The organism is Furfurilactobacillus milii, from assembly GCF_021654115.1.
Lineage (GTDB): Bacteria > Bacillota > Bacilli > Lactobacillales > Lactobacillaceae > Furfurilactobacillus > Furfurilactobacillus milii.
In genome coordinates this window covers 365,912-385,327 of sequence record NZ_JAIWJF010000001.1, presented here as the reverse complement: position 1 = coordinate 385,327, position 19,416 = coordinate 365,912, and the positions used below count along the sequence as shown (strand labels likewise).

Annotated in this window: 18 protein-coding genes; 8 read left to right on the top strand and 10 right to left on the bottom strand. The window is 44.0% G+C overall.

The genetic code is table 11. The annotated features are described in order from the left end of the window. Positions 1-76: 76 nt before the first annotated feature. Positions 77-784, bottom strand: coding sequence for a FadR/GntR family transcriptional regulator (locus tag LDK34_RS01625; protein ID WP_236941310.1), 708 nt, complete (start codon positions 782-784; stop codon positions 77-79). Between the two features lie 167 nt (positions 785-951). Between LDK34_RS01625 and LDK34_RS01620 the strand changes: the two genes are divergently transcribed. From LDK34_RS01620 to LDK34_RS01610, 3 genes are read left to right on the top strand one after another with little or no spacing between them, the layout of a single operon-like run. Next, positions 952-2,487 carry a phytoene desaturase family protein gene (locus tag LDK34_RS01620; RefSeq protein WP_236941309.1) on the top strand — a complete coding sequence of 512 codons (1,536 nt, stop codon included), beginning with the start codon at positions 952-954 and terminating at the stop codon, positions 2,485-2,487. Further along, on the top strand, positions 2,484-3,698 hold the full coding sequence (locus tag LDK34_RS01615) for an iron-sulfur cluster-binding domain-containing protein (protein WP_236941308.1): 1,215 nt from the start codon (positions 2,484-2,486) through the stop codon (positions 3,696-3,698). The genes LDK34_RS01620 and LDK34_RS01615 overlap by 4 nt, the downstream gene beginning before the upstream one ends. 23 nt (positions 3,699-3,721) lie before the next feature. Continuing rightward, complete coding sequence (locus LDK34_RS01610) at positions 3,722-4,048, top strand: metal-sulfur cluster assembly factor (RefSeq protein ID WP_161003836.1); 327 nt, start codon at positions 3,722-3,724, stop codon at positions 4,046-4,048. A gap of 244 nt (positions 4,049-4,292) precedes the next feature. Here LDK34_RS01610 and LDK34_RS01605 read toward each other — a convergent pair whose 3' ends face one another. From LDK34_RS01605 to LDK34_RS01585, 5 genes are all read right to left on the bottom strand, one after another. Continuing rightward, positions 4,293-4,619: a type II toxin-antitoxin system RelE/ParE family toxin gene (locus LDK34_RS01605; RefSeq protein ID WP_236941307.1), complete on the bottom strand. Its 327-nt coding sequence runs from the start codon at positions 4,617-4,619 to the stop codon at positions 4,293-4,295. After that, complete coding sequence (locus LDK34_RS01600; protein WP_161002474.1) at positions 4,612-4,857, bottom strand: type II toxin-antitoxin system Phd/YefM family antitoxin; 246 nt, start codon at positions 4,855-4,857, stop codon at positions 4,612-4,614. The genes LDK34_RS01605 and LDK34_RS01600 overlap by 8 nt, the downstream gene beginning before the upstream one ends. 309 nt (positions 4,858-5,166) lie before the next feature. Continuing rightward, positions 5,167-6,585 (bottom strand): anion permease, encoded by a 1,419-nt coding sequence (locus tag LDK34_RS01595; protein WP_152323483.1) that lies wholly within the window; start codon positions 6,583-6,585, stop codon positions 5,167-5,169. Positions 6,586-6,827: 242 nt separating this feature from the next. Then, positions 6,828-8,213: a class II fumarate hydratase gene (locus tag LDK34_RS01590; RefSeq protein WP_017261255.1), complete on the bottom strand. Its 1,386-nt coding sequence runs from the start codon at positions 8,211-8,213 to the stop codon at positions 6,828-6,830. 346 nt (positions 8,214-8,559) lie between these two features. Beyond that, positions 8,560-9,507 carry an L-lactate dehydrogenase gene (locus LDK34_RS01585; protein WP_236941306.1) on the bottom strand — a complete coding sequence of 316 codons (948 nt, stop codon included), beginning with the start codon at positions 9,505-9,507 and terminating at the stop codon, positions 8,560-8,562. A gap of 770 nt (positions 9,508-10,277) precedes the next feature. Between LDK34_RS01585 and LDK34_RS01580 the strand changes: the two genes are divergently transcribed. Further along, positions 10,278-10,736 (top strand): MarR family winged helix-turn-helix transcriptional regulator, encoded by a 459-nt coding sequence (locus LDK34_RS01580; RefSeq protein ID WP_236941305.1) that lies wholly within the window; start codon positions 10,278-10,280, stop codon positions 10,734-10,736. An 80-nt stretch (positions 10,737-10,816) separates the two neighbouring features. Here LDK34_RS01580 and LDK34_RS01575 read toward each other — a convergent pair whose 3' ends face one another. Further along, positions 10,817-11,557, bottom strand: coding sequence for a hypothetical protein (locus LDK34_RS01575; RefSeq protein WP_236941304.1), 741 nt, complete (start codon positions 11,555-11,557; stop codon positions 10,817-10,819). Between the two features lie 491 nt (positions 11,558-12,048). Next, on the bottom strand, positions 12,049-12,924 hold the full coding sequence (locus LDK34_RS01570) for an aldo/keto reductase (RefSeq protein WP_236941303.1): 876 nt from the start codon (positions 12,922-12,924) through the stop codon (positions 12,049-12,051). Positions 12,925-13,088: 164 nt separating this feature from the next. On the opposite strand from LDK34_RS01570, the gene map reads away from it, so the two are divergent. The 3 genes from map to LDK34_RS01555 all read left to right on the top strand — a co-directional run bounded on the left by map (position 13,089) and on the right by LDK34_RS01555 (position 16,325). Further along, complete coding sequence (map, locus tag LDK34_RS01565) at positions 13,089-13,871, top strand: type I methionyl aminopeptidase (protein WP_017261265.1); 783 nt, start codon at positions 13,089-13,091, stop codon at positions 13,869-13,871. 151 nt (positions 13,872-14,022) lie between these two features. After that, a complete protein-coding gene (locus LDK34_RS01560) occupies positions 14,023-15,408 on the top strand; it encodes a DUF2252 domain-containing protein (RefSeq protein ID WP_236941302.1) in 1,386 nt (461 codons plus the stop codon). 125 nt (positions 15,409-15,533) lie between these two features. Then, on the top strand, positions 15,534-16,325 hold the full coding sequence (locus tag LDK34_RS01555) for an SIR2 family NAD-dependent protein deacylase (RefSeq protein ID WP_236941301.1): 792 nt from the start codon (positions 15,534-15,536) through the stop codon (positions 16,323-16,325). 50 nt (positions 16,326-16,375) lie between these two features. Here LDK34_RS01555 and LDK34_RS01550 read toward each other — a convergent pair whose 3' ends face one another. Next, a complete protein-coding gene (locus LDK34_RS01550) occupies positions 16,376-16,864 on the bottom strand; it encodes a GNAT family N-acetyltransferase (protein WP_236941300.1) in 489 nt (162 codons plus the stop codon). 108 nt (positions 16,865-16,972) lie between these two features. Here LDK34_RS01550 and LDK34_RS01545 point away from each other — a divergent pair, with 108 nt between their 5' ends. Further along, complete coding sequence (locus tag LDK34_RS01545; protein ID WP_236941299.1) at positions 16,973-17,845, top strand: LysR family transcriptional regulator; 873 nt, start codon at positions 16,973-16,975, stop codon at positions 17,843-17,845. A gap of 74 nt (positions 17,846-17,919) precedes the next feature. On the opposite strand, the gene LDK34_RS01540 is transcribed toward LDK34_RS01545, so the two are convergent. Next, positions 17,920-19,362 (bottom strand): MDR family MFS transporter, encoded by a 1,443-nt coding sequence (locus LDK34_RS01540; protein WP_236941298.1) that lies wholly within the window; start codon positions 19,360-19,362, stop codon positions 17,920-17,922. Positions 19,363-19,416: the final 54 nt, after the last annotated feature.

Sequence of the window (19,416 nt, the reverse complement as noted above, 5' to 3'; positions counted from 1 at the left end):
TGTGATGTGTACGTGATTATCATAGGGAAAATTGGGAGGAAGGTAAAACATTTGGTTTGGGACAAAGAGAATCCGCTTAATCACGCGCAAGTATCTGATCAGCTGACCAAGAAATTAACTGATTAACTTTGTTAATGGCTACTTCCTGCTGGCCCGTTTGAATACTGCTAAAAAGCTCCTGCAATTGGTGATCGATTGTTTCTGAATTGCCAATTTCAAATAGCCATCTGCCTAGAGTCAGATAAATGGATTGAAAATTAGCAATTAACAATGGATAAACTGCATTGTCTGAGGCAATCGCTAGCGTATGAAAAAATTGGTACAAAAGCTGTGCAGATTCCGCTGGCGAACAGTTATTTTTCATCTGAGCAATCGTCTGTTGAGCCTCTAATAATGCGGTTTTATTTTGTTGACGGGTTGCCAACCGCACAATGTCGCTTTCCAACTGATGACGAACTTCAAAAATCGAATTTAATAATGATGGTCGATAGTTGCCACCACGAAAATTAATAATTTCATTGAGCGTTTCCAAACTGCCGTTGCGGCGATAATCTGCAACAAAGTTACCGGTTCGTGGCCTCATTTCGACAAAGTGAAGGGCTTGAAGTCGACGTAATCCGGTATTAATTACACCCCGACTAACATTCATTTGCGTACATAATTCCCGTTCGGTTGGTAGTTGGTCGCCAATATGCAATTGACCCGATAAAATCGCCGTTTTGATTTGCTCAATAAATAAATCAACAGAAGTTGGTGCTTCAATAGCATTAAATTCCGTAATCATTACCCTCTTTATAGATATCCAATGGTCGTGGTCATACCAGTGATCACTGGTAATAAAATGCGCATTAATAGCCGTTTAGTTCTTGTAATCGTTTACATTATACGCCTGGACAACCAATAATGAACATGTGTTAGTTAATAAGTTCACTAATTGGAGGCGTCTTATTGATGAAAAAATATGATGTGATTGTGATCGGAGCCGGAAACGGTGGCCTAGTGGCCGCAGCAACGGCTGCAAAACGAGGATTGTCAACGCTCTTACTTGAACGCCATAACTTGCCTGGCGGAGCAGCAACAAGTTTTACTCGAGGACGTTTTGAGTTTGAGCCCTCGCTTCATGAGCTGGCCAACTATGGCACGCCAGAAATGCCAGGTAGTGTTCGCCAACTGTTTGACTGGCTGGGGTTACACGTTAAGTTCCATGAGGCTCCTGGCGCATATCGCGTTATCAAATCAGGACCAGATGGTTTTGATGCTGTGATGCCCACTGGTCAAGAAGCTTTCATTAACAAACTAGAAGAACTCGTCCCTGGCAGCCGAGAAAGTGTCACGAAATTCTTTGATTTAGGCATGGAGTCTTTAATGGCCTTCGCTGAATTTCAGGCAAAGCCCAATAACATTGATTGGCATGCGATTGGAGAAAAGTATCCTCACTTCATTCACTATGCTAAACGACCTTACAAGGAAGTCTTAGACGAGCTTAATGTCCCTCAAAAGGCCCAGGACATTATGATGGCCTATTGGTGCTACATTGGCGTGCCAGGTGACGACTTCGAATTTGCCTATATGGGCATGATGTTGGTTGCCTACGTTGTCATGGGCGCCTACGTGCCAACAACCAGATCTCATGAAATTTCGACGGCAATTCTGCAAACATTGCTTGATAATCACGGTGACGCTTGGTTTAACACCGAAGTAAATCGAATTGTTGTTGAAAACGGCAAAGCCGTTGGTGTGCAAATTGGCAACGAAACCATTTACGGCCGCGAAATTATTGCAGACGTCATTCCCACTACAGTTTATGGAAAAATGATGCGTGCCAGCGACGTACCCGAACGCGGTTTGAAGTTAGCAAACGCACGTACCTTAGGGACAAGCGGTTTTTTGGTCTACTTAGGATTAAACAAATCACCTGAAGAATTAGGCATCAAAGACTACAGTGTTTTCATTTCTAAAACAGCAGATTCAAGTGAACAATTTTCTGCGACTAAAGAACGAAACAAACAAAATGATTTCACGATTATGAATTGTCTCAATCTAGCTGATCCTGGATGCTCGCCAGCAGGCACTTCGGTTCTATACGCAACAAAGTTGTATTTCGGTTCAAGCTGGGACGATGTACAACCCGAGAATTATGCGAAAGTCAAAGACGAAATTGCGCAACAGGTTATTGACCAATATGAATCAGCAACTGGAGTAAAAATTCGCGATGCTGTAGAAGAAATTGAAATTGCAACGCCAGAAACGTTTGCCCGTTATCTTAGAAGTCCCGAAGGCGAAATCTATGGCTATTACGGTCATCCGTGGGATCAAATGTTAGCTCGTACAATGGCGATCAACGAAGACGATCAGCAAATGCCACATTTACACTTCTGTGGTGGTAGTGGCTTTTTGATGGATGGCTATAGTTCCGCCTATCAATCTGGTTTTGTTACAGCGAATATGGTCGCTGAACAGTTAGCAAAACAGGAGGTAACAAAATGAGTGACTTAACTTTGCAACAGGATTTACAAGGATTGAAATCATTGAAGAACGAACGTAATGCTGCCATTGATGCAGCATCCACACGTCCGTTACCCAAAACCTTTCCTGTGAACGAGCTTGCCAGCAAATTGCATCCTGAAAGTCAGTTTTTGAAAATTAAACAAGTGATTAAACATAGTGCTGATGAACGCAGCTTTGTGCTGGAACCTGATACGGAAAAGGGCACGCAACACCTAGCCTATTTCAGAGCCGGCCAATACATTAGCTTTAGACTAAAAATCGGCAATAGTTACGTTACTAGACCTTACGCCATTCGTTCCGCACCAGCAGATGCATTGAAGGATCAGTATATCATCACCATCAAACGGGTCAAAAATGGGTTTGTGACGTCATTTATTTTCGATAACTGGGCTGTTGGCACTCCCGTTGAAGCATCTGCACCAGCAGGTAATTTATACTTTGAGCCATTGCGTGACCAAAAGAATATTGTTGGCTTAGCCGGTGGTAGCGGGATCACACCATTCTATTCGCTCGCTTCCGCAATTGCGGATGGTACAGAGCACGTTAAACTGACAATCCTGTATGGAAGTCGGCAACACGACCATATTCTTCTGGCACCAGAGTTTAGCAAGATTCTGTCAAAAACTAACGACGTAAAATTGATTAATGTCCTGAGTGATGACGATATCGATGGATTTGAACATGGCTTCATCACAGCTGAATTAATTCAGAAGTATGCTCCGAAAACGCCATATTCAATTTTCATTTGCGGACCCGAAGCAATGTATGAATTTATGGATAAAGAAGTTAAAAAACTCAATTTGCCAGCGGGACGCATTCGTCATGAATTAAGTGGTAACTATGGCAGTCCATATCATGAAACAGACTATCCAGCTGATTCACGTGATAAGGTCTATCAATTGACGGTCAAGACACGTGACCATGAACAAATCATTTCCGCTCAAAGCAATGAATCGATACTAGTGGCAATGGAGCGCGCAGGTATTACTGCTCCTTCACTATGTCGGAGCGGTGAATGTGGTGTTTGTCGATCCAGATTAATTTCAGGAAAAGTTTTCAGCCCCGAAATTATTGATGGTCGCCGCGTGGCCGATAGTGAGTATGGTTACATTCATACTTGTGCTTCATTCCCAATCAGTGATGTTTCGATTGAAGTTCCGGTCCACGATCTTGCTGACCAATTTGGTTAATCCGTGAGAAAAGAGGAATTGATATGGACGAGCTCGATCAAGTTAGCATTTACAACTCGACGATTACAAGGGTAATGGAATGCCTGAGCCATGTTGTAGATCCAGAATTAGGCGTCGATGTCATTAATTTAGGATTGATTTATGACGTCCAAATAAATGACCGCAATTGCGATATAGAAATGACACTAACCAACATGGGATGTCCTTGTGCCAATGAACTGGTGGCAAACGTAAAACGAGTTGTCGGTACACTTTATGAGCTCGACAATGTCACGGTCAACCTTGTGTCAACGCCCGTTTGGACAAGAGAAAGAATGACCCGAATAGCAAGAATATCTTTAGGTGTTTAATGCGCAACAATAGGTAACGTTGAACATTGGGTTTGGAGAAAATGAAAAGAACCGAAATCACGAAGTTCGTGATTTCGGTTCTTTTTCTATTGTTGTTAGGCTCAAGAGCACGTTTGATTATTACATAGACGTAAGACAATGTAGAAGACACCGAGGATGGCATTTTTTCCTAAACCGCCTTATATTCTTCGACAAATACCTTCGCGCTGACAATAGTGCGTCTTCTGGGGACATTTTACCCGAATTAATTTAAGCCCAGTGTTGCTAAGTAATCAGTATGTACATTCAAGAGACGATAAACACGAATTGTTTTAGTCTCTGGAAATACTTGATAAAACTGTAAATAGTCCCCGCTCACTAGGTATCTGTAATTATTTGGTATCGTTGTGTTTTTATCTAATCTAGGACCTAAAAATGGATTGCTTTGCAGAAGATCGATAGTATGATCGATCTTATTTAAAATCGTATTAATCGACGCGCGCTGATAACCAAACATCGCCAACCCCGACTCAATTTGTTGATAATCATCGTCATAATACTGCGAAAAAAAGAGCGCATAGGCATTATTCATGTCGATGCTCCTGACGGAACTTATCACGAGAAATTCCCGTGCCAAAATTACGATCCGCTCTATTTAATTCTGTTAAAAGTCTTATTTCAGCTTGTACATGTTCCCACTCTTGCGTATTGACTAAGACGCCGCCCGCGTCTTTACCATTTTTCGTAAACCGAATTGTTGTGCCATCGCGTACTTCGTCAAACACGTTGTTATAGTTTCGCAATGCCGACATTGGGAGTGATTTTGTCATCGCTGTTGCCTCCTTGCTTATTCATAATAGCATTGTAGCATCGTTATGCTGCAAATTTCCAGCAGATTGAGTTGAGGTTCATTGGACGAAAAGAACCGAAATCGTCAAAAGCACGATTTCGGTTCTTCTTGATTGGTATTAAGTTCAAAAGATTTTGGATAACTTCTTTACTATTACATAGCCATAACGCGCTCGCAGACCTGACCCCTGTGCATAACCCGAAGCTGAATTATTCGGAAAACCGCCGAATTCTTCACCTCCATGTTATTGCTCGGGGTCAAACCCGGCCTGCTCACGCTCACTTTTCTATTACCACATACCCAATACTTTGGTCCAAAGCAGACCACCGCCTAGCCATACGACGATGTAAAAGACACCTAGGATGGCGTTTAGACGCCACCAGTCGGACTGCTTCACGAAGCCAGAACCAAACAGCACTGTGGCCGGGCCACTTGCATAGTGCGTAGTCGAACTAAACAGTGGACCTGCAAAGGCCAACATAATTGCGGCTAACATATGTGGCACCCCAGCAGCTAATGCAACAGCTAGAAGTGCAGCGTACATTGCCGTAACGTGGGCAGTACCAGAAGCAAACAAGTAATGTGTGTAGAAATAGAAGATAAACAGAATGACTAGCACCATCATCCAGCTAACACCATGCAGTGCCGTGCCGATTGATGAAGATAACCATTTGATCAAGCCTAATTGAGTCAGTTCGTTTGCCATAAAGATCAGGATTGAGAACCAAATCAATGTATTCCAAGCACCAGTTTCCTTCAAGATATCTTGAACAGAAAGAACACCTGTTAACAACAATAGTGAAACTGCGATAAAGGCAACCAAGGTTGCATCCAAACCGATGAAACTTGAAGCGATCCAAAGTAGCAAGGCAATCAAGAAGACGCTCATCATGATCTTTTCAGGCGTGCTCATTGGTCCCATGTCAGCTAATTCTTTGTCAGCCCAGTCCTTGGCGTTTGGTGTTTCCTTAACCTCTGGTGGATATAACTTGTAAATAATGTATGGCACACAAATCAAACTAATAATCCCAGGCACCAGAGCGGCGATGAACCAGCTGATCCACGTAATGTGAACGCCAGCTTTACCGGCCATTGCAACGGCAACCAAGTTTGGTGCCATCGCAGTCAGGAACATTGCTGAAGTAATGATGTCCCCTTGGAATTCGGTATAAACAAGGAACGAACCAATCTTACGTTCAGTCCCGTCTTTAGGGTGTGAACCAAACGTTGTTGCTAGTGATTCGATAATTGGAAAGATAATCCCACCGGCACGGGCCGTGTTACTTGGTGTGGCAGGGGCAGTAACCAAGTCAACACCGACTAGTGAGTAGGCCAAGCCTAACGTCCGTTTACCAAACAAACGCACGAAGATCAGCGCTACCCGCCGACCAAAACCAGTCTTGATGAACCCACGTGACAAGAAGTAAGCCATCGCGATCAACCAAACCGTGTTGTTACCAAATGCAGTTGTGGCATCTTTCATTGGTACGATGCCAAGCAGGACTGTCAGTGTGACCCCGATTAAAGCAACCCCACCAATTGCGATTGGTTGAGTGATACAGGCAATGATCGTCCCAACGAAGATGGCAAGCATATGCCAAGCTGCTAAACTAACAGCGTCTGGGCGAATTGGTGCAAGGAACCAAATGATCAGTCCAACTAACACTGGCCACAGAAAATTTTTGTACTTAACGTTTTCAAGCTTCATGTTTTATCCCTCTCGTGCCCTCACCGACGCTTAATCGACGAAGGCCGTTTCTTCACATTCTAAGGTGCGTGCATCTTGCGATGTCAGCGCCAACCTAACCAACATGGATATTTACGGTATATCCCTAAACGCGCAGACAACCCCTGACATCTTGTCCTCAGGAGTTGTACAACACATTGTTAATCAAGAAATGTTTTTTAATACTGATAGTACTTTGTTCAAACGAATAACCCGACTGTCGTTTACTTGCGGTCGATGTTCGTCATCTTCAATGGATCAACCCATTCGTCGAACTGTTCAGCAGTAACTTTGCCAGACTTCAAGGCAGCAACACGTAATGTGGTTCCGTCTTGGTCAGCTTGCTGAGCAATTTTGGCACTGTCGTGGTACCCAATGTGTGGTGACAAAGCCGTAACCGTCATCAATGAATTGTCGACCAATTCTTCCATGCGTTCTTCGTTAACTGTCAAACCATGGATCATCTTGTCAGCAAAGCCGGTCATCGTACCACGTAACAATTCGGCTGATTCAAGGAAAGCGTCGATCAGTACTGGTTTGTACACGTTCATTTCGAAGTTACCCTGTGAAGAAGCCATGGTCACAACCACATCGTTACCCATTACCCGAACGGCGGCCATCGTAATCGCTTCAGCCTGCGTTGGGTTAACCTTACCAGGCATGATTGATGATCCAGGTTCGTTAGCAGGAATGTTCAATTCAGCGTAGGCAGCACGCGGGCCACTAGCTAAGAAACGCACATCGTTGGCAATCTTCATCAGATCAGCAGCCAAGGTCTTCATCGCACCGTGAACAACGTCAAGGTTGGAGTGTGCGGCCAAACCATAGAACTTGTTCGTTTTAGCTGTGAAAGCAGGCCCGTAAACTTTGCTCATCCGGGCAGCAATGTCATCAGCGAAACCAGGCGCAGCGTTTAAACCAGTACCAACTGCAGTACCACCCATCGCTAATTCAAGCAATGTGCCATCTAAACTCTTCAAGTAGCCCAGGTCATGTTCTAACATGCTGACCCAACCACTGATTTCTTGCCCAAACGTCAATGGCGTTGCGTCTTGCAAGTGAGTCCGGCCAATCTTAACTGTCCGCCAGTACTTGTCCTGCTTAACCTTCAGCTCATCAATCAAGTGTTGTGCCGAATCTTCCAATTCTTTAACGGCAACACTAGCGGTGATGTTCATCGCCGTTGGGAAAATGTCGTTTGAACTCTGACCATGGTTCACGTCATCGTTAGGAAGGATTTCAATTGAGTCATCCAACTTAGCAGCTTCGTGGGCTACGACTTCGTTTGTGTTCATGTTCGTTTGCGTACCAGAACCAGTCTGGTAAACACGAAGTGGGAAGTCCTTACGTAAGTCTTCGTCGCTCAAGCTCAGTAACTCATCGATGGCGCGAATGATGAGTTGACCCTTTTCTGCACTAATTTGATCCAATTCCTGATTGGCTTCGGCAGCAGCTTTTTTGATCTGTAACAGGGCGCGAATAATTGCAATTGGCATGAATTGCCCTGTTGGGAAGTTGTTGCGACTCCGTTCGGTTTGTGGTCCCCATAGTGCTTCGCTAGGAATCTTAACTGGCCCAATGGTATCTTCTTCAACACGATAATCTGACATCAAAATGTGCCTCCAGTTCTTTGTGTATTTAGTAACAAACATAAACAAATAAAAAGCGAGGTCGGTGGAACGTTTAATCCAGTTTGTGACCTCATTCACTTAACACTTCTAAGTTTACTAGGTGCAAATAATTATAGTCAAACGAAGCGGTTACCATTAAAAACATTAATAGCTTGCTATTGAGTGCTTTACAATTGCCGTAAGGACTTGTTTTCGCCCATTTACATTAGCTAGCAATCATTGTGAAAATCGAAACGAAAATGGTGTTTACAAATTTTTTTGACAAACTTCATCGTGCAAACTAAAAAACGTCACCATATACGGCAACGTTTCATTGAAATCATTTTTAGTTCATTGCGTCATCAAGCACTTGCTTAAGTTGCTTAGCTGAAGCAACCATCTTGGCTTGTTCTGCATCAGTTAACGGAACTTCAAGAACTTTGGCAATCCCATTTTCGTTGATCAGTGCTGGTGTGCCAATGTACATATCGGACAGGCCATATTGACCATCAACTGGTGCACCAACGGGTAACACAATATTTTCATTGTGTAATACCGCACGGCTCAATGTCATCAAACTGGTAGCGACACCATAGAATGTGGCCCCCTTCAGTTTGATAATGCTACCACCCTTGGTACGTGTTTCTTGTTCCAACTGTTCAAGTTCAGCCTGTGAAACGCCTGCCTTCTTGGCAACATCCAACAGTGGTTGGCCGTCAACCGTCGCAGCGGAATAGGCAGCAAATTCGCTATCCCCATGTTCGCCGAGAATGTCCGCGTTAACACTGCGCAAATCGACATTCAGTTTGTGGGCTAAAGCAACTTGCCAACGACTACTATCCAAGGACGTACCAGTCCCGATAACTCGGTTCTTCGGGAATCCTGACAAACGCTGTGTAGCGGTTGTCAACACATCAACAGGGTTAGCAGAAACAATGAAGGTGCCTTTGAAACCACTGTCAACAACCGGTGTCACAATGGATTCCAAAATTTTCATGTTCTTATTAACAAGGTCCAAACGCGTTTCACCCGGTTTACGCGGAACACCGGCAGTAATGACAACTAAGTCTGCATCACCAGCATCGGCATAACTGCCTGCATGGACATCCAATGGCGACGTAAAAGGTTGAACGTCTTCTAAGTCAAGGGCATCCCCTTTGATGTGATCTTGTTGAATATCAACAATTACTAATTCATCGGCAACTTGCTGTTGCATCATTGCAAACGCATATGAGGAGCCAACAGCCCCGTCACCAACAAGAACAACTTTTGTATGTTTAATTTGATTAGCCAAAATTTTGCTTCCTTTCTTTATCAAGGGCAATTCGTTTTTATCGTCATTGTGTTGTAGAACACGAATTCAACCGGCCATTCTCGCTGCAATTCATGGCGGTAAAGCGCAGCGGGCGGCCATTTCAAACGGCGGTTAATCATCGATCACATCACTATCATCTGCAAATCGATCAGGAGTAGCGTAACCTGCCGACCAGATTATAGTCAAGTGTAAAGATGGTGATTATGTTTGATAATGTGAGGTGATGCACTTTTTGAAGTGTGCTTTAGTTTCCGTTACCTTAGGCGGTGGCTATGTTTCATGGTCACCGGTTCCAGCCCGAAGTACACGGTTCTTAACTTCAACTTGAGACCATTAAAAACGATGTTGTCAAACTCGTTTCGCAATACTCGGCGGTCAAAAATACATCACATAAGTATCGCTTTCACGAAACTACGGCTCTGCCTGCCTCCACTAACATGTAAATTACTAATCATTGCAATAAAACAATTATTATTTTGATATTAGTTGATTTATTTAACAATCATACATTTACGCCATTTCTTATTAAAAAGAATGACTGTCCTTAACCTTTTTCTTGGTGCTAATTATTTAAAATCAGTCCCACAAATCTTCCTCAAATTGACCTAAATTCTGGATAAAAATCACCTGGTATAGAAAGTTAATCAAATAAGTTCTAAAAAGCCTGTCATGACGGCGATAACCTGATATAATAAAGTTATTAAAATTTTAAGCGAGTTACTGATTCCGGCAATGGGCGGAAACATATCATGAGTGAACTAGACAACAACGACACTTTCTTTCAATTTGAAACTGTTGTCATTCGTGATTTTCGTATTTTGTATCAACGTTTCAGTGCATACGCAGCTAAATATGATTTAAACAACAGTGAATTAGGTGTTCTAGTGGCGATTGTAACTGATATTAAAACAAACCTGACTGATTTGTCAGACCGTGTTAACGTCTCTGAATCGGCCGTTTCTCAAGCAATCACTGGATTGATGAAGAAAAAATACATTCGTTCAGAGACCGATGCTAAGGATCGTCGGCGTCATTTTCTGGCGCCAACCTCAAAGGGAGAAAAACTAGTTGTTGATTTCCGTGAGCACGAAAAGGAAATCCTCGACTCCCTCGAAAACGAACTGGGTGACGGCTTCATGCCAACACTGGTTAAAACAATCGAAACAGCCAAAGATAGCGGTTTTACAGAATTTAATCGCAAAAAATAATTAACTGATATTTTTAACTAAATAGACGCCTGAAACTGAGTATTAGTTTATGACTATTACCCAATTTCAAGCGTTATTTTTTATTCTTGCGTTAACGGTTCGATAATCTGTTGAACTAACCTGATTCGGTCAGCATAGCGTTGCCAGAGAGGCTTTTGCGTCACCTCGCGATTCAATTGGGTAAATGGCAAGCCTGCAGTTTCTACGCTGCCTATCTGCCCATTATGCTGCTTAACAATAAGTGGCCACTCAGCATCAATCATCTTGGCGTTTGATGCTTCACTTATAAATGATAAAAATTTCTGCCTGATAATTGCAGCACCGGATGTAAAATCGGTGAAATTTGATAACCCAAAGAATGCCTGAGCACACTTATTCGTACACGTTTCTGTGTCTGTCCATGCCTTCGGATACGTTTGCATATTTTCTGACGAACGATTAACACAGGCATAATCAAATGAAATCCCAAGTCGCATCTTCGTAATAAGTTGGTGAAAAGCATCAGGTTTTCGAATAATCATTGTGGCGAGCTTATCGAAATCAATATGTAGAATCAATGAGCTATCAGATAGCCTACTAACTTCGACAAACTTTGAAACCGCTAAACGACGACCATTGGCTGCACCGTTACGAGGAACCGAAAATGAGTTCACGGTAGTTTCTTGAATGAGCGTCAACACACTCGGATTCGTGGTGTCTGTAACCGTGATAACGGCACTGTCAAATTCTCGTTCAATTATCGTTAAGACCTGACTAAGCTGTTTAGCAGGAAGTTTAAGCCGATCAATCGTGCTCAGTAAACCAATCTGTGTTTTGACCATAAAAGAACTCCACTCCTAGAAATGATAGTTCTCATTAAACAGCTGTCTGTTGTGGTTGTAAACAAGTCGGCAACCAATAAATCATCTGACCACATCTTTATAGCAAGGAAAAACTGCCTTGGACCATCCCTAACATCACAATAATGGTTGCATTGCCTACACACTTACTGATAAATGATACTTTCTCAAAAACTATTACTACATCAGCCGGAGGACGGCAACATTGACACCACGCTGTGAAGGTGTTGTTAATCCGAATGGTTCTCCCGAATTTACAACACGGACGGGCGCCAAGACTCACGGTCTTCACGAGGCTTGGCGGCGAGGTGATAGACGGCGCTCTTCCGGCTTGAACCGGTCCCACGGCGAGTGTGTCAATGTTGCCAACCGCAAGCGGCATCCACCGCACTGAATCGACAATACCGTTTCTTTTGACCTGCAACCAAAAACGCGCCACACGCTTAACGAATGTGGCACGTAATGTCTACAAACTATTTTTCATCACCGAAGTACCAATCGAAACTGGTTAGCCAGTAGCTAGTCCGTTTGTTCTGCTCCATAGCAGCCAATTGTTTCATATCATCATCGTCCAAACTGAAATCATACACATCGGCGTTTTGCTTAATGTATTCTGGATGAACAGATTTCGGAATCGTCACCAATCCATTCTGTAAATCCCAGCGAATTAACACTTGAGCAGCTGATTTGCCGTGCTTCTTAGCAATCGCCTGAATTACAGGTTCTTTCATTAAGGAACCACCAGTCCCACCAAGTGGTGACCACGCTTCTTGTTGAATACCGGTGTCGGCTAAGTACTTCTTCAGAGACGGCTGTTGCAACCATGGATGAAATTCGACCTGGTCAACCATTGGCGTGATATCACTTAACGCGATCAATGACTTCATCGTCTGTTCAGAGAAATTGCAGACCCCAATGGCACGTGCCTTACCATCTTGATAAATCTTTTCAAACGCACGCCAAGTTTCGGCCCACTTGCCGGCAACTGGCCAGTGAATGAGATATAAATCTACATAATCCAAGCCTAAACGTTTCAAACTGGCATCGAAATTAGTCAACGTGGATTCGTACCCTTGATCAGAATTGGCAAGTTTGGTCGTCACAAATAAGTCTTCGCGCTTTTTACCAGCGGCTGCCAATCCCTGTTTGATACCCTCACCAACTTGTTGTTCATTGCCATAGGCCTTAGCAGTATCAATCATTGGATAGCCCATCTGAATTGCCGAACTCACAGCATTCACAGCATCCTTCGGCTCAGCTTGCCAGACACCCAATCCCAAACGTGGCATCTCAACGCCGTTTGACAATGTCTTCGTATCATTAATTCCTGAAATTTCGTTACTCATCATTATTCGCCCCTTTGTTCTCTCAATATTCATCATAGTTAACTCACTACAGAAATGCAAAAGGTAAGGGCGACAAGCCTTTTCAAGCGAGACGCTACTCTTTTTATCCTAAAATGGTTATACTAAATAAGTATAGTTATCAAAGACAAAAGGAAGAGAAAATAGTCATGATTACATTGAAATCACCTCGTGAAATCGAGGGTATGCGTAAAGCTGGTGCTGTGTTGGCCGGTATGCACATCGGTTTACGTGACATCATCAAGCCCGGCATTTCGAGCTGGGACATCGAAAAGTTTGCCGTACGTTACTTTGAAGAACACAACGCCAAGCCTGAAGAAAAAGGCTTCGAAGGGTACGACTTTGCTACTTGTGTCAGCGTTAACGACGAAGTTTGTCACGCTTTCCCACGTAAGGACCTGTTATTAAAAAACGGTGATCTGGTCAAAGTCGACACAGTTATTAGTGTAGATGGTTACATGTCAGATTCTTGCTGGGCTTTCGCGGTTGGCGATGTCAGCGATGAAGTTAAAAAGTTGATGGAAGTTACTAAGAAGGCTTTGTATCTTGGTATCGACCAAGCAGTTGTCGGTAACCGGATCGGTGACATCGGTTATGCTATTCAACACTACGTTGAAGACGAAATGGGCTACGGTGACGTTCGCGAATACGTCGGCCATGGCATTCAGCCTACGATGCATGAAGATCCAATGGTTCCTGCATACGGTGAAGCTGGTAAAGGATTACGTTTGCGTGATGGCATGACCATTACCATCGAACCCATGGTTAATGTCGGTGATTGGCGCTGTGCACCCGTCGCCGACGATGGCTGGACTGTTCGTACAGCTGATGGCAGCCTGAGTTGCCAGTATGAACACACTTTAGCTATTACCAAAGATGGTCCAAAGATCTTGTCGAGTCAGGATCATGAAGCGGACGCCAAGTATCTGTAAAGAAGTATTTATAATTTTGTATCGAGGGCTATCCAACTAGTGGCGGTTGGATAGCCTTTTTTTGGTGTCAAAATTTGGCAATGTTTGTTTCTATACCGAACCACGGAGTATAATCAAACCAATATTTACTCAGGAGGCATCCTTAACTTTCATGGCAAATCGCGGTCTAGACATCAATAACATCATCGTCAATAGCAGCCAAACGGACTTAGAGCACATGGGCGACAAATTACGTGAAAAGGTCCCCTTTGATGCACTCGGCACATTCAAACAAACGCAACGGGATCCAACGCTCTTAATGCAACGTATTTCAGATATGCTAGTTCCTGAATTACTGCCTGAGCGGTATCGGCGAATGGGCGTATCAGCTTTCACGTTCTTTCGTGGCACTGCCGAGCTAATGGCGTTTGACCTCAACCACCAAGCAAGTACCCACATTCCCGTCATCATTTCAGGCGATGCACACTTGGGAAATTTCGGTTTCTTCGCCTCTCCCGAACGAAGATTGGTCTTTGACTTAAATGATTTTGATGAAGCTGGCGTGAACTCCTGGGAGCGCGATGTCAAACGCCTGCTAGTGAGCGTTATTTTAGCTGGCCGCGAGAATGGTTACACAGATAAAAAGATTCATAAAATCACACGGAACGTGGCCAAAAGTTATCGGGCGGGCATTGAGGCCAGTATCAAACGGTCGACAATTGACCGTTTCTATCCAGCAAACGACGTGGCCAGCATTCTTGGCGCTGTTCCGGAAGGTGATCCAACAGCTGAGATGATTCAGTATTTCTTGGATAAAGCTGGCAAACGGAACTCAGAACAAGTCGTTAAAAAGTTCACACAAACGACCGACGCTGGTTTGCGTTTTGTAGATAACGCAAAAATTACGCGTCACACCAATGATGATGTCACGCGTAATATTATCGATTACCTTGCCGATTATCGTTCCACCGTGCGGACCGACATTGCATTGTTATTATCGCAATATCATGTCACTGATATCGCCCGTCATTGTGTGGGTGTCGGCAGCTTTGGCTCACGCTGTTATTTGGTTCTGCTCACTAGTATTGATGGCAGTCACCTTGTATTACAGATCAAGGAAGCTTTGCCGACTAGAAAAACTGGTGCCGAGCGTCAACTGGCTTTGACCTCAACATTTGAAGAAAATGAAGGCCGCCGCATTATTGACAGTCAGAAAATTCTACAATCCGCATCTGATCCCTTTTTAGGTTATTTCCAAAGTAAAAAGCACAGTTTTTATGTTCGCCAATTTAGGGACATGAAAACCTCCGTCGATCTTGCCAGCCTCAGTGAAGATCAATTTCATGTGTATGCTGAATCATGTGGTCGTTTGTTGGCAGTGGACCACTGTCAGACACCGACCGGACCAATGATCGCCGGTTATATCGATGACTCTAAGAAATTTGACCGAGCAATGACAGACTGGGCTGAAGCTTATATTCCTCAAGTAGAAAAGGATTATGCGATTTTTCTTAAGAACCACCCTAAAGAGCAAGCACTGAACGATAGTGCAAAATAATAATGTTAATGATATTTGTGTTTGCGCGTAAATGTCATTTTTTTGTCGACTTAAACGAGTTCACTCACTCTGCAGAATAATTTCGCTACACTGACAGTATGAGACTATGTAAGGAAGGTGAGCTTATGCTGGAACCAAGACAAACCGTATTTGATCGACAAATCGAACAACTGGCAAAACAACTGACTGCGGCTCACCGACCAACATTTCTCACGGGCGCTGGCATCTCTGTGCCAAGCCATATTCCCGATATGGAATCCGCCGTCAATCAGTTTGGGTTATTCTCTCAAACTTGGCTAGAAGATGACCCTGCCGCCTTTTATCAGCGTTTTCATCGGGAAATGCTGGATCCGATTCACAAATATGGTCCCACTAAAGCTCACCAAATTATTGCGCAGTTAGAAGAACAGCACCTCATTGATGGCATTGTCACCACCAATGTTGATCACCTGCACCAGCTCGCTGGTAACCATCATGTAATTGAAGTCTGGGGCAGCATTAACGTTAACTTTTGTCTTCAATGTGGCCGTATCTTTAATCTTCAGGCACTGCATTCAGACATCCCACGTTGCCCCGTTTGCCACGGCCTTTTGTCCCCAGAACCAGCATTTCGTCATCTTGGCGGTACTTTGCCACCCAACCTCAAACAAGCCAATGCTTATGTGCGCCAACGTTTGACCGATGGCGCATGGCGCGTCCCCTTAAACGATCAGTTAGCCGATGAATTGCTGTCTCAAAGTGACCTCACAATTGTGACTGGGTCAAACGGGTATTATCGCCATTGCTCGCCGCAACATGTTATTGAAATCAATCCGCATGCAACTTGGTTCACGCAGTTTGCAGACTTCAGAATATCATCCACAGCTGATGCAGCATTTGCCGCTTTAGCAATGAAATTGCAGCTCAATTTAAATTAACATCTGACATTTTCGCTATTGCCAACACTGACCGAACAGCTATTTGACGCTTAGAGTTCACGTTCATAAATGAGCGAATCGCGATCCGGAAATTCATAATCAACCGTCAACTTTTCCCGGGAAATACGTTTGAAACCCTGCTTCTCATAAAAGAAGTGCGAACGATGCTCACCCATTGGTGTGTCAAGAACCAGCTTATCAATATCTGGTTGTGCCTGTGCGTACGTCAGCAATGTTTGGAAAAGCTTGCGACCAAGCCGATGCGGTTCACCACGATATTCTGGATAGGTGAACAGTTTCTTCAAAACGGCCGTTTGTTGCCCAACTTTTAGTAAACCGATTGACCCGACCACTTTATCGTCATCTAGGGCAATCCAAAAGTTACCGCCATTTTCCTGATAGTGATGTTCAATTTCAAAAACATCGGACTGTTCAATCATCTTAATTCCTAAATGAGCCTCATCGTTTTGACAAAATTCAATGAGATCCACCAGACCAGCCGTTAATCGTGCATCCGTGTGATATGGTTCAATATTCATGCTTGTTGCTCCCTTCAAGATGGTTTAAGCTTACACGTGAACCATTCATTCGTAAAATTGATATTTTTAATATTGTCAATCGATTATATCGATGGAGGACAATCACACGTGGAAATTCGCCAACTGACGACTTTTAAAACCATTCTTGATACAGGCAGTTTTACCAAGGCTGCCAAAACACTCGGCTACACCCAATCAACGGTGTCAGCTCAAGTGAAAGCATTGGAGCAAGAGCTAAGTGGCAGTCTTTTTAAATATGAACGACGCCAACTTTTCTTAACAGACACTGGCAAACGTTTGCGACCGCTGGCTGACCAATTGTTAGCAGACTTCCAACAAGTGAAACACTTGACCGACCAGTCGTCGGTTGCAGGCACACTGCGCATCGCTGCTCCAGAATCTCTCACTGTCACTCATCTACCTACCATTATCCAAAACTTCCGCCAACAATATCCTGATGTTGACCTGCAAATCGCCAATGCCACCTGTTCCTATAATCAACAGCAGTTACAAGATGGCGAGGCCGATATCGCCTTCATGATGTGGCCGTCTTTAACCACTACGACACTGGTGGAGCATGATTTGGGCGAACAATCCCTCACGTTAGTAACGGCCGCCAGCAAGCAAAAGACGTTTGTGGAATTAATCAGTGATCGTCATGAACCATTTATTATCAATGAGCCCGACTGCAGCTATCGTAATCAATTTGAACGATCACTATGGGGTGACTTTCACCGCCGCCCACAAATCATGGAACTGTGGAGCATCGCCGCCATTAAAGAAATGGTCGAAAGCGGCATTGGCTATTCATATCTGCCAACCGCAACCATTACAAAGGAACTTCAAAATGGGGAGTTAGTCGCCATCGACAGTCCGATTCACAACGAAATTCATGCCCACATGCTGACCCATAAGCAAGCACGCCAGCAGACGCTGATTGATGCGTTTGTAAACGTCACATTAAGCAATTGGCGTAATTAAAAAGTTGGGTAACAGCGCCGCCACATTCCGTGGTGATACTGTTACCCAACTTTTTTGAATTTTATTCTGTTATATTAACGCTCAGCGGGTGCTTCATGACCTGCCGATTGCGTAGCGGAAGTTTCCTCAACATCTGCTGGCACTTGTTGCTGCCGAACAAATACCGTTGCGACAATAACCCCAATAATAGCCAATGCCAACGTTAGCATAAAGCCCATCCGTGTTCCGGATGAAACGGCATCACGTGTTCGTTGACCTGCTTCGCCAGTGCTCATCAAACTCGTTGAAAGTGCTGTAGCAATCGCGCCACACACTTGTTGAAGCGTGTTCATGATGCTACTGCCATCAGCAGCCATCTGTGGTGGCAGTGCGCCCAGACCGAATGCTTGAGATGGTGACATGGCAAGCGGTGCACCAATCATCAGAATCATATGGGCAACGACAACGTACCAATATGCTGATGAACTGTTTGTGAATACCAATAAAATTGCACCAATCGCCGCTAAGCAGAATCCGGCAATCACTGGACGACGACCACCCATGCGATCAAACAAACGTCCAGCCACAGTTGATACTAAGGCATTAATAATGCCGCCTGGCAACATTAGCACACCCGTTAATGCGACGGGAACCATCAGCCCGTCTTGCCAATACGTTGGAAGTAGATACATTGAACTCATGATAACCATAAAATCGACCATCACCAATCCTGTACCAACAGAAAAGTTGCGAATACCAAACGCACGAACATTTAGGATTGGTTCATCAATGTTTAATTGGCGTTGGCAGAATAGTGCTAAACTGACGACCCCTACCATCAGAGATAAGATAACCTGCCATGAGCCCCAGCCCGTTTCACTGGCCAAGCTGACGCCGATAACAATGCCGCCAAAGCCCAATGTTGATTCCACGATTGATAATATATCAACATGTGGTCGGGTTATTTCACCCACATTTTTTGTGTAGGTAACCGTTAGAAAAAGTGCAATCGCCAAAAGCGGTACCATTACCCAAAAAATGTACTGCCATGATAGTGCACCCAAAATCAATCCTGATAAAGTTGGTCCAATCGCTGGTGCAAACATGATTACCAGCCCAATGATTCCCATTGCCGAACCACGTTTATCCATTGGATAAATCGAAAGCGCGACCAGATAAATTAGAGGCAAAATAAGCCCTGTTGCGATCCCCTGAATCATTCGCCCAACTAACAGCATCCCAAATGACGGTGCCAGTGCGGCAATTACCGCGCCGACGATAAAGTCACTTAAGGCAAATACTAATAGTTGCCGCGTTGTGAACCACCGTGTTAATAAACCGGAAAGTGGTAGTAGAATCCCTACGACCAATAAATACCCAATAACCAGCCATTGAATGGTCCCCATTTGGACATCCATTTGCTTGGCCAAACTTGATAACGCAATGTTTAATGCCGTTTCACTAAACATTGCAATAAATCCACCAAGTAGTAGACCAATCATAATTGGAAATCGTTTAATGTCTTCTGTTTCGTTCAAAAAAGTCCTCCTAATCTATACGTGCCTAGCAACTGCCGTGAAGAATCACCGTCT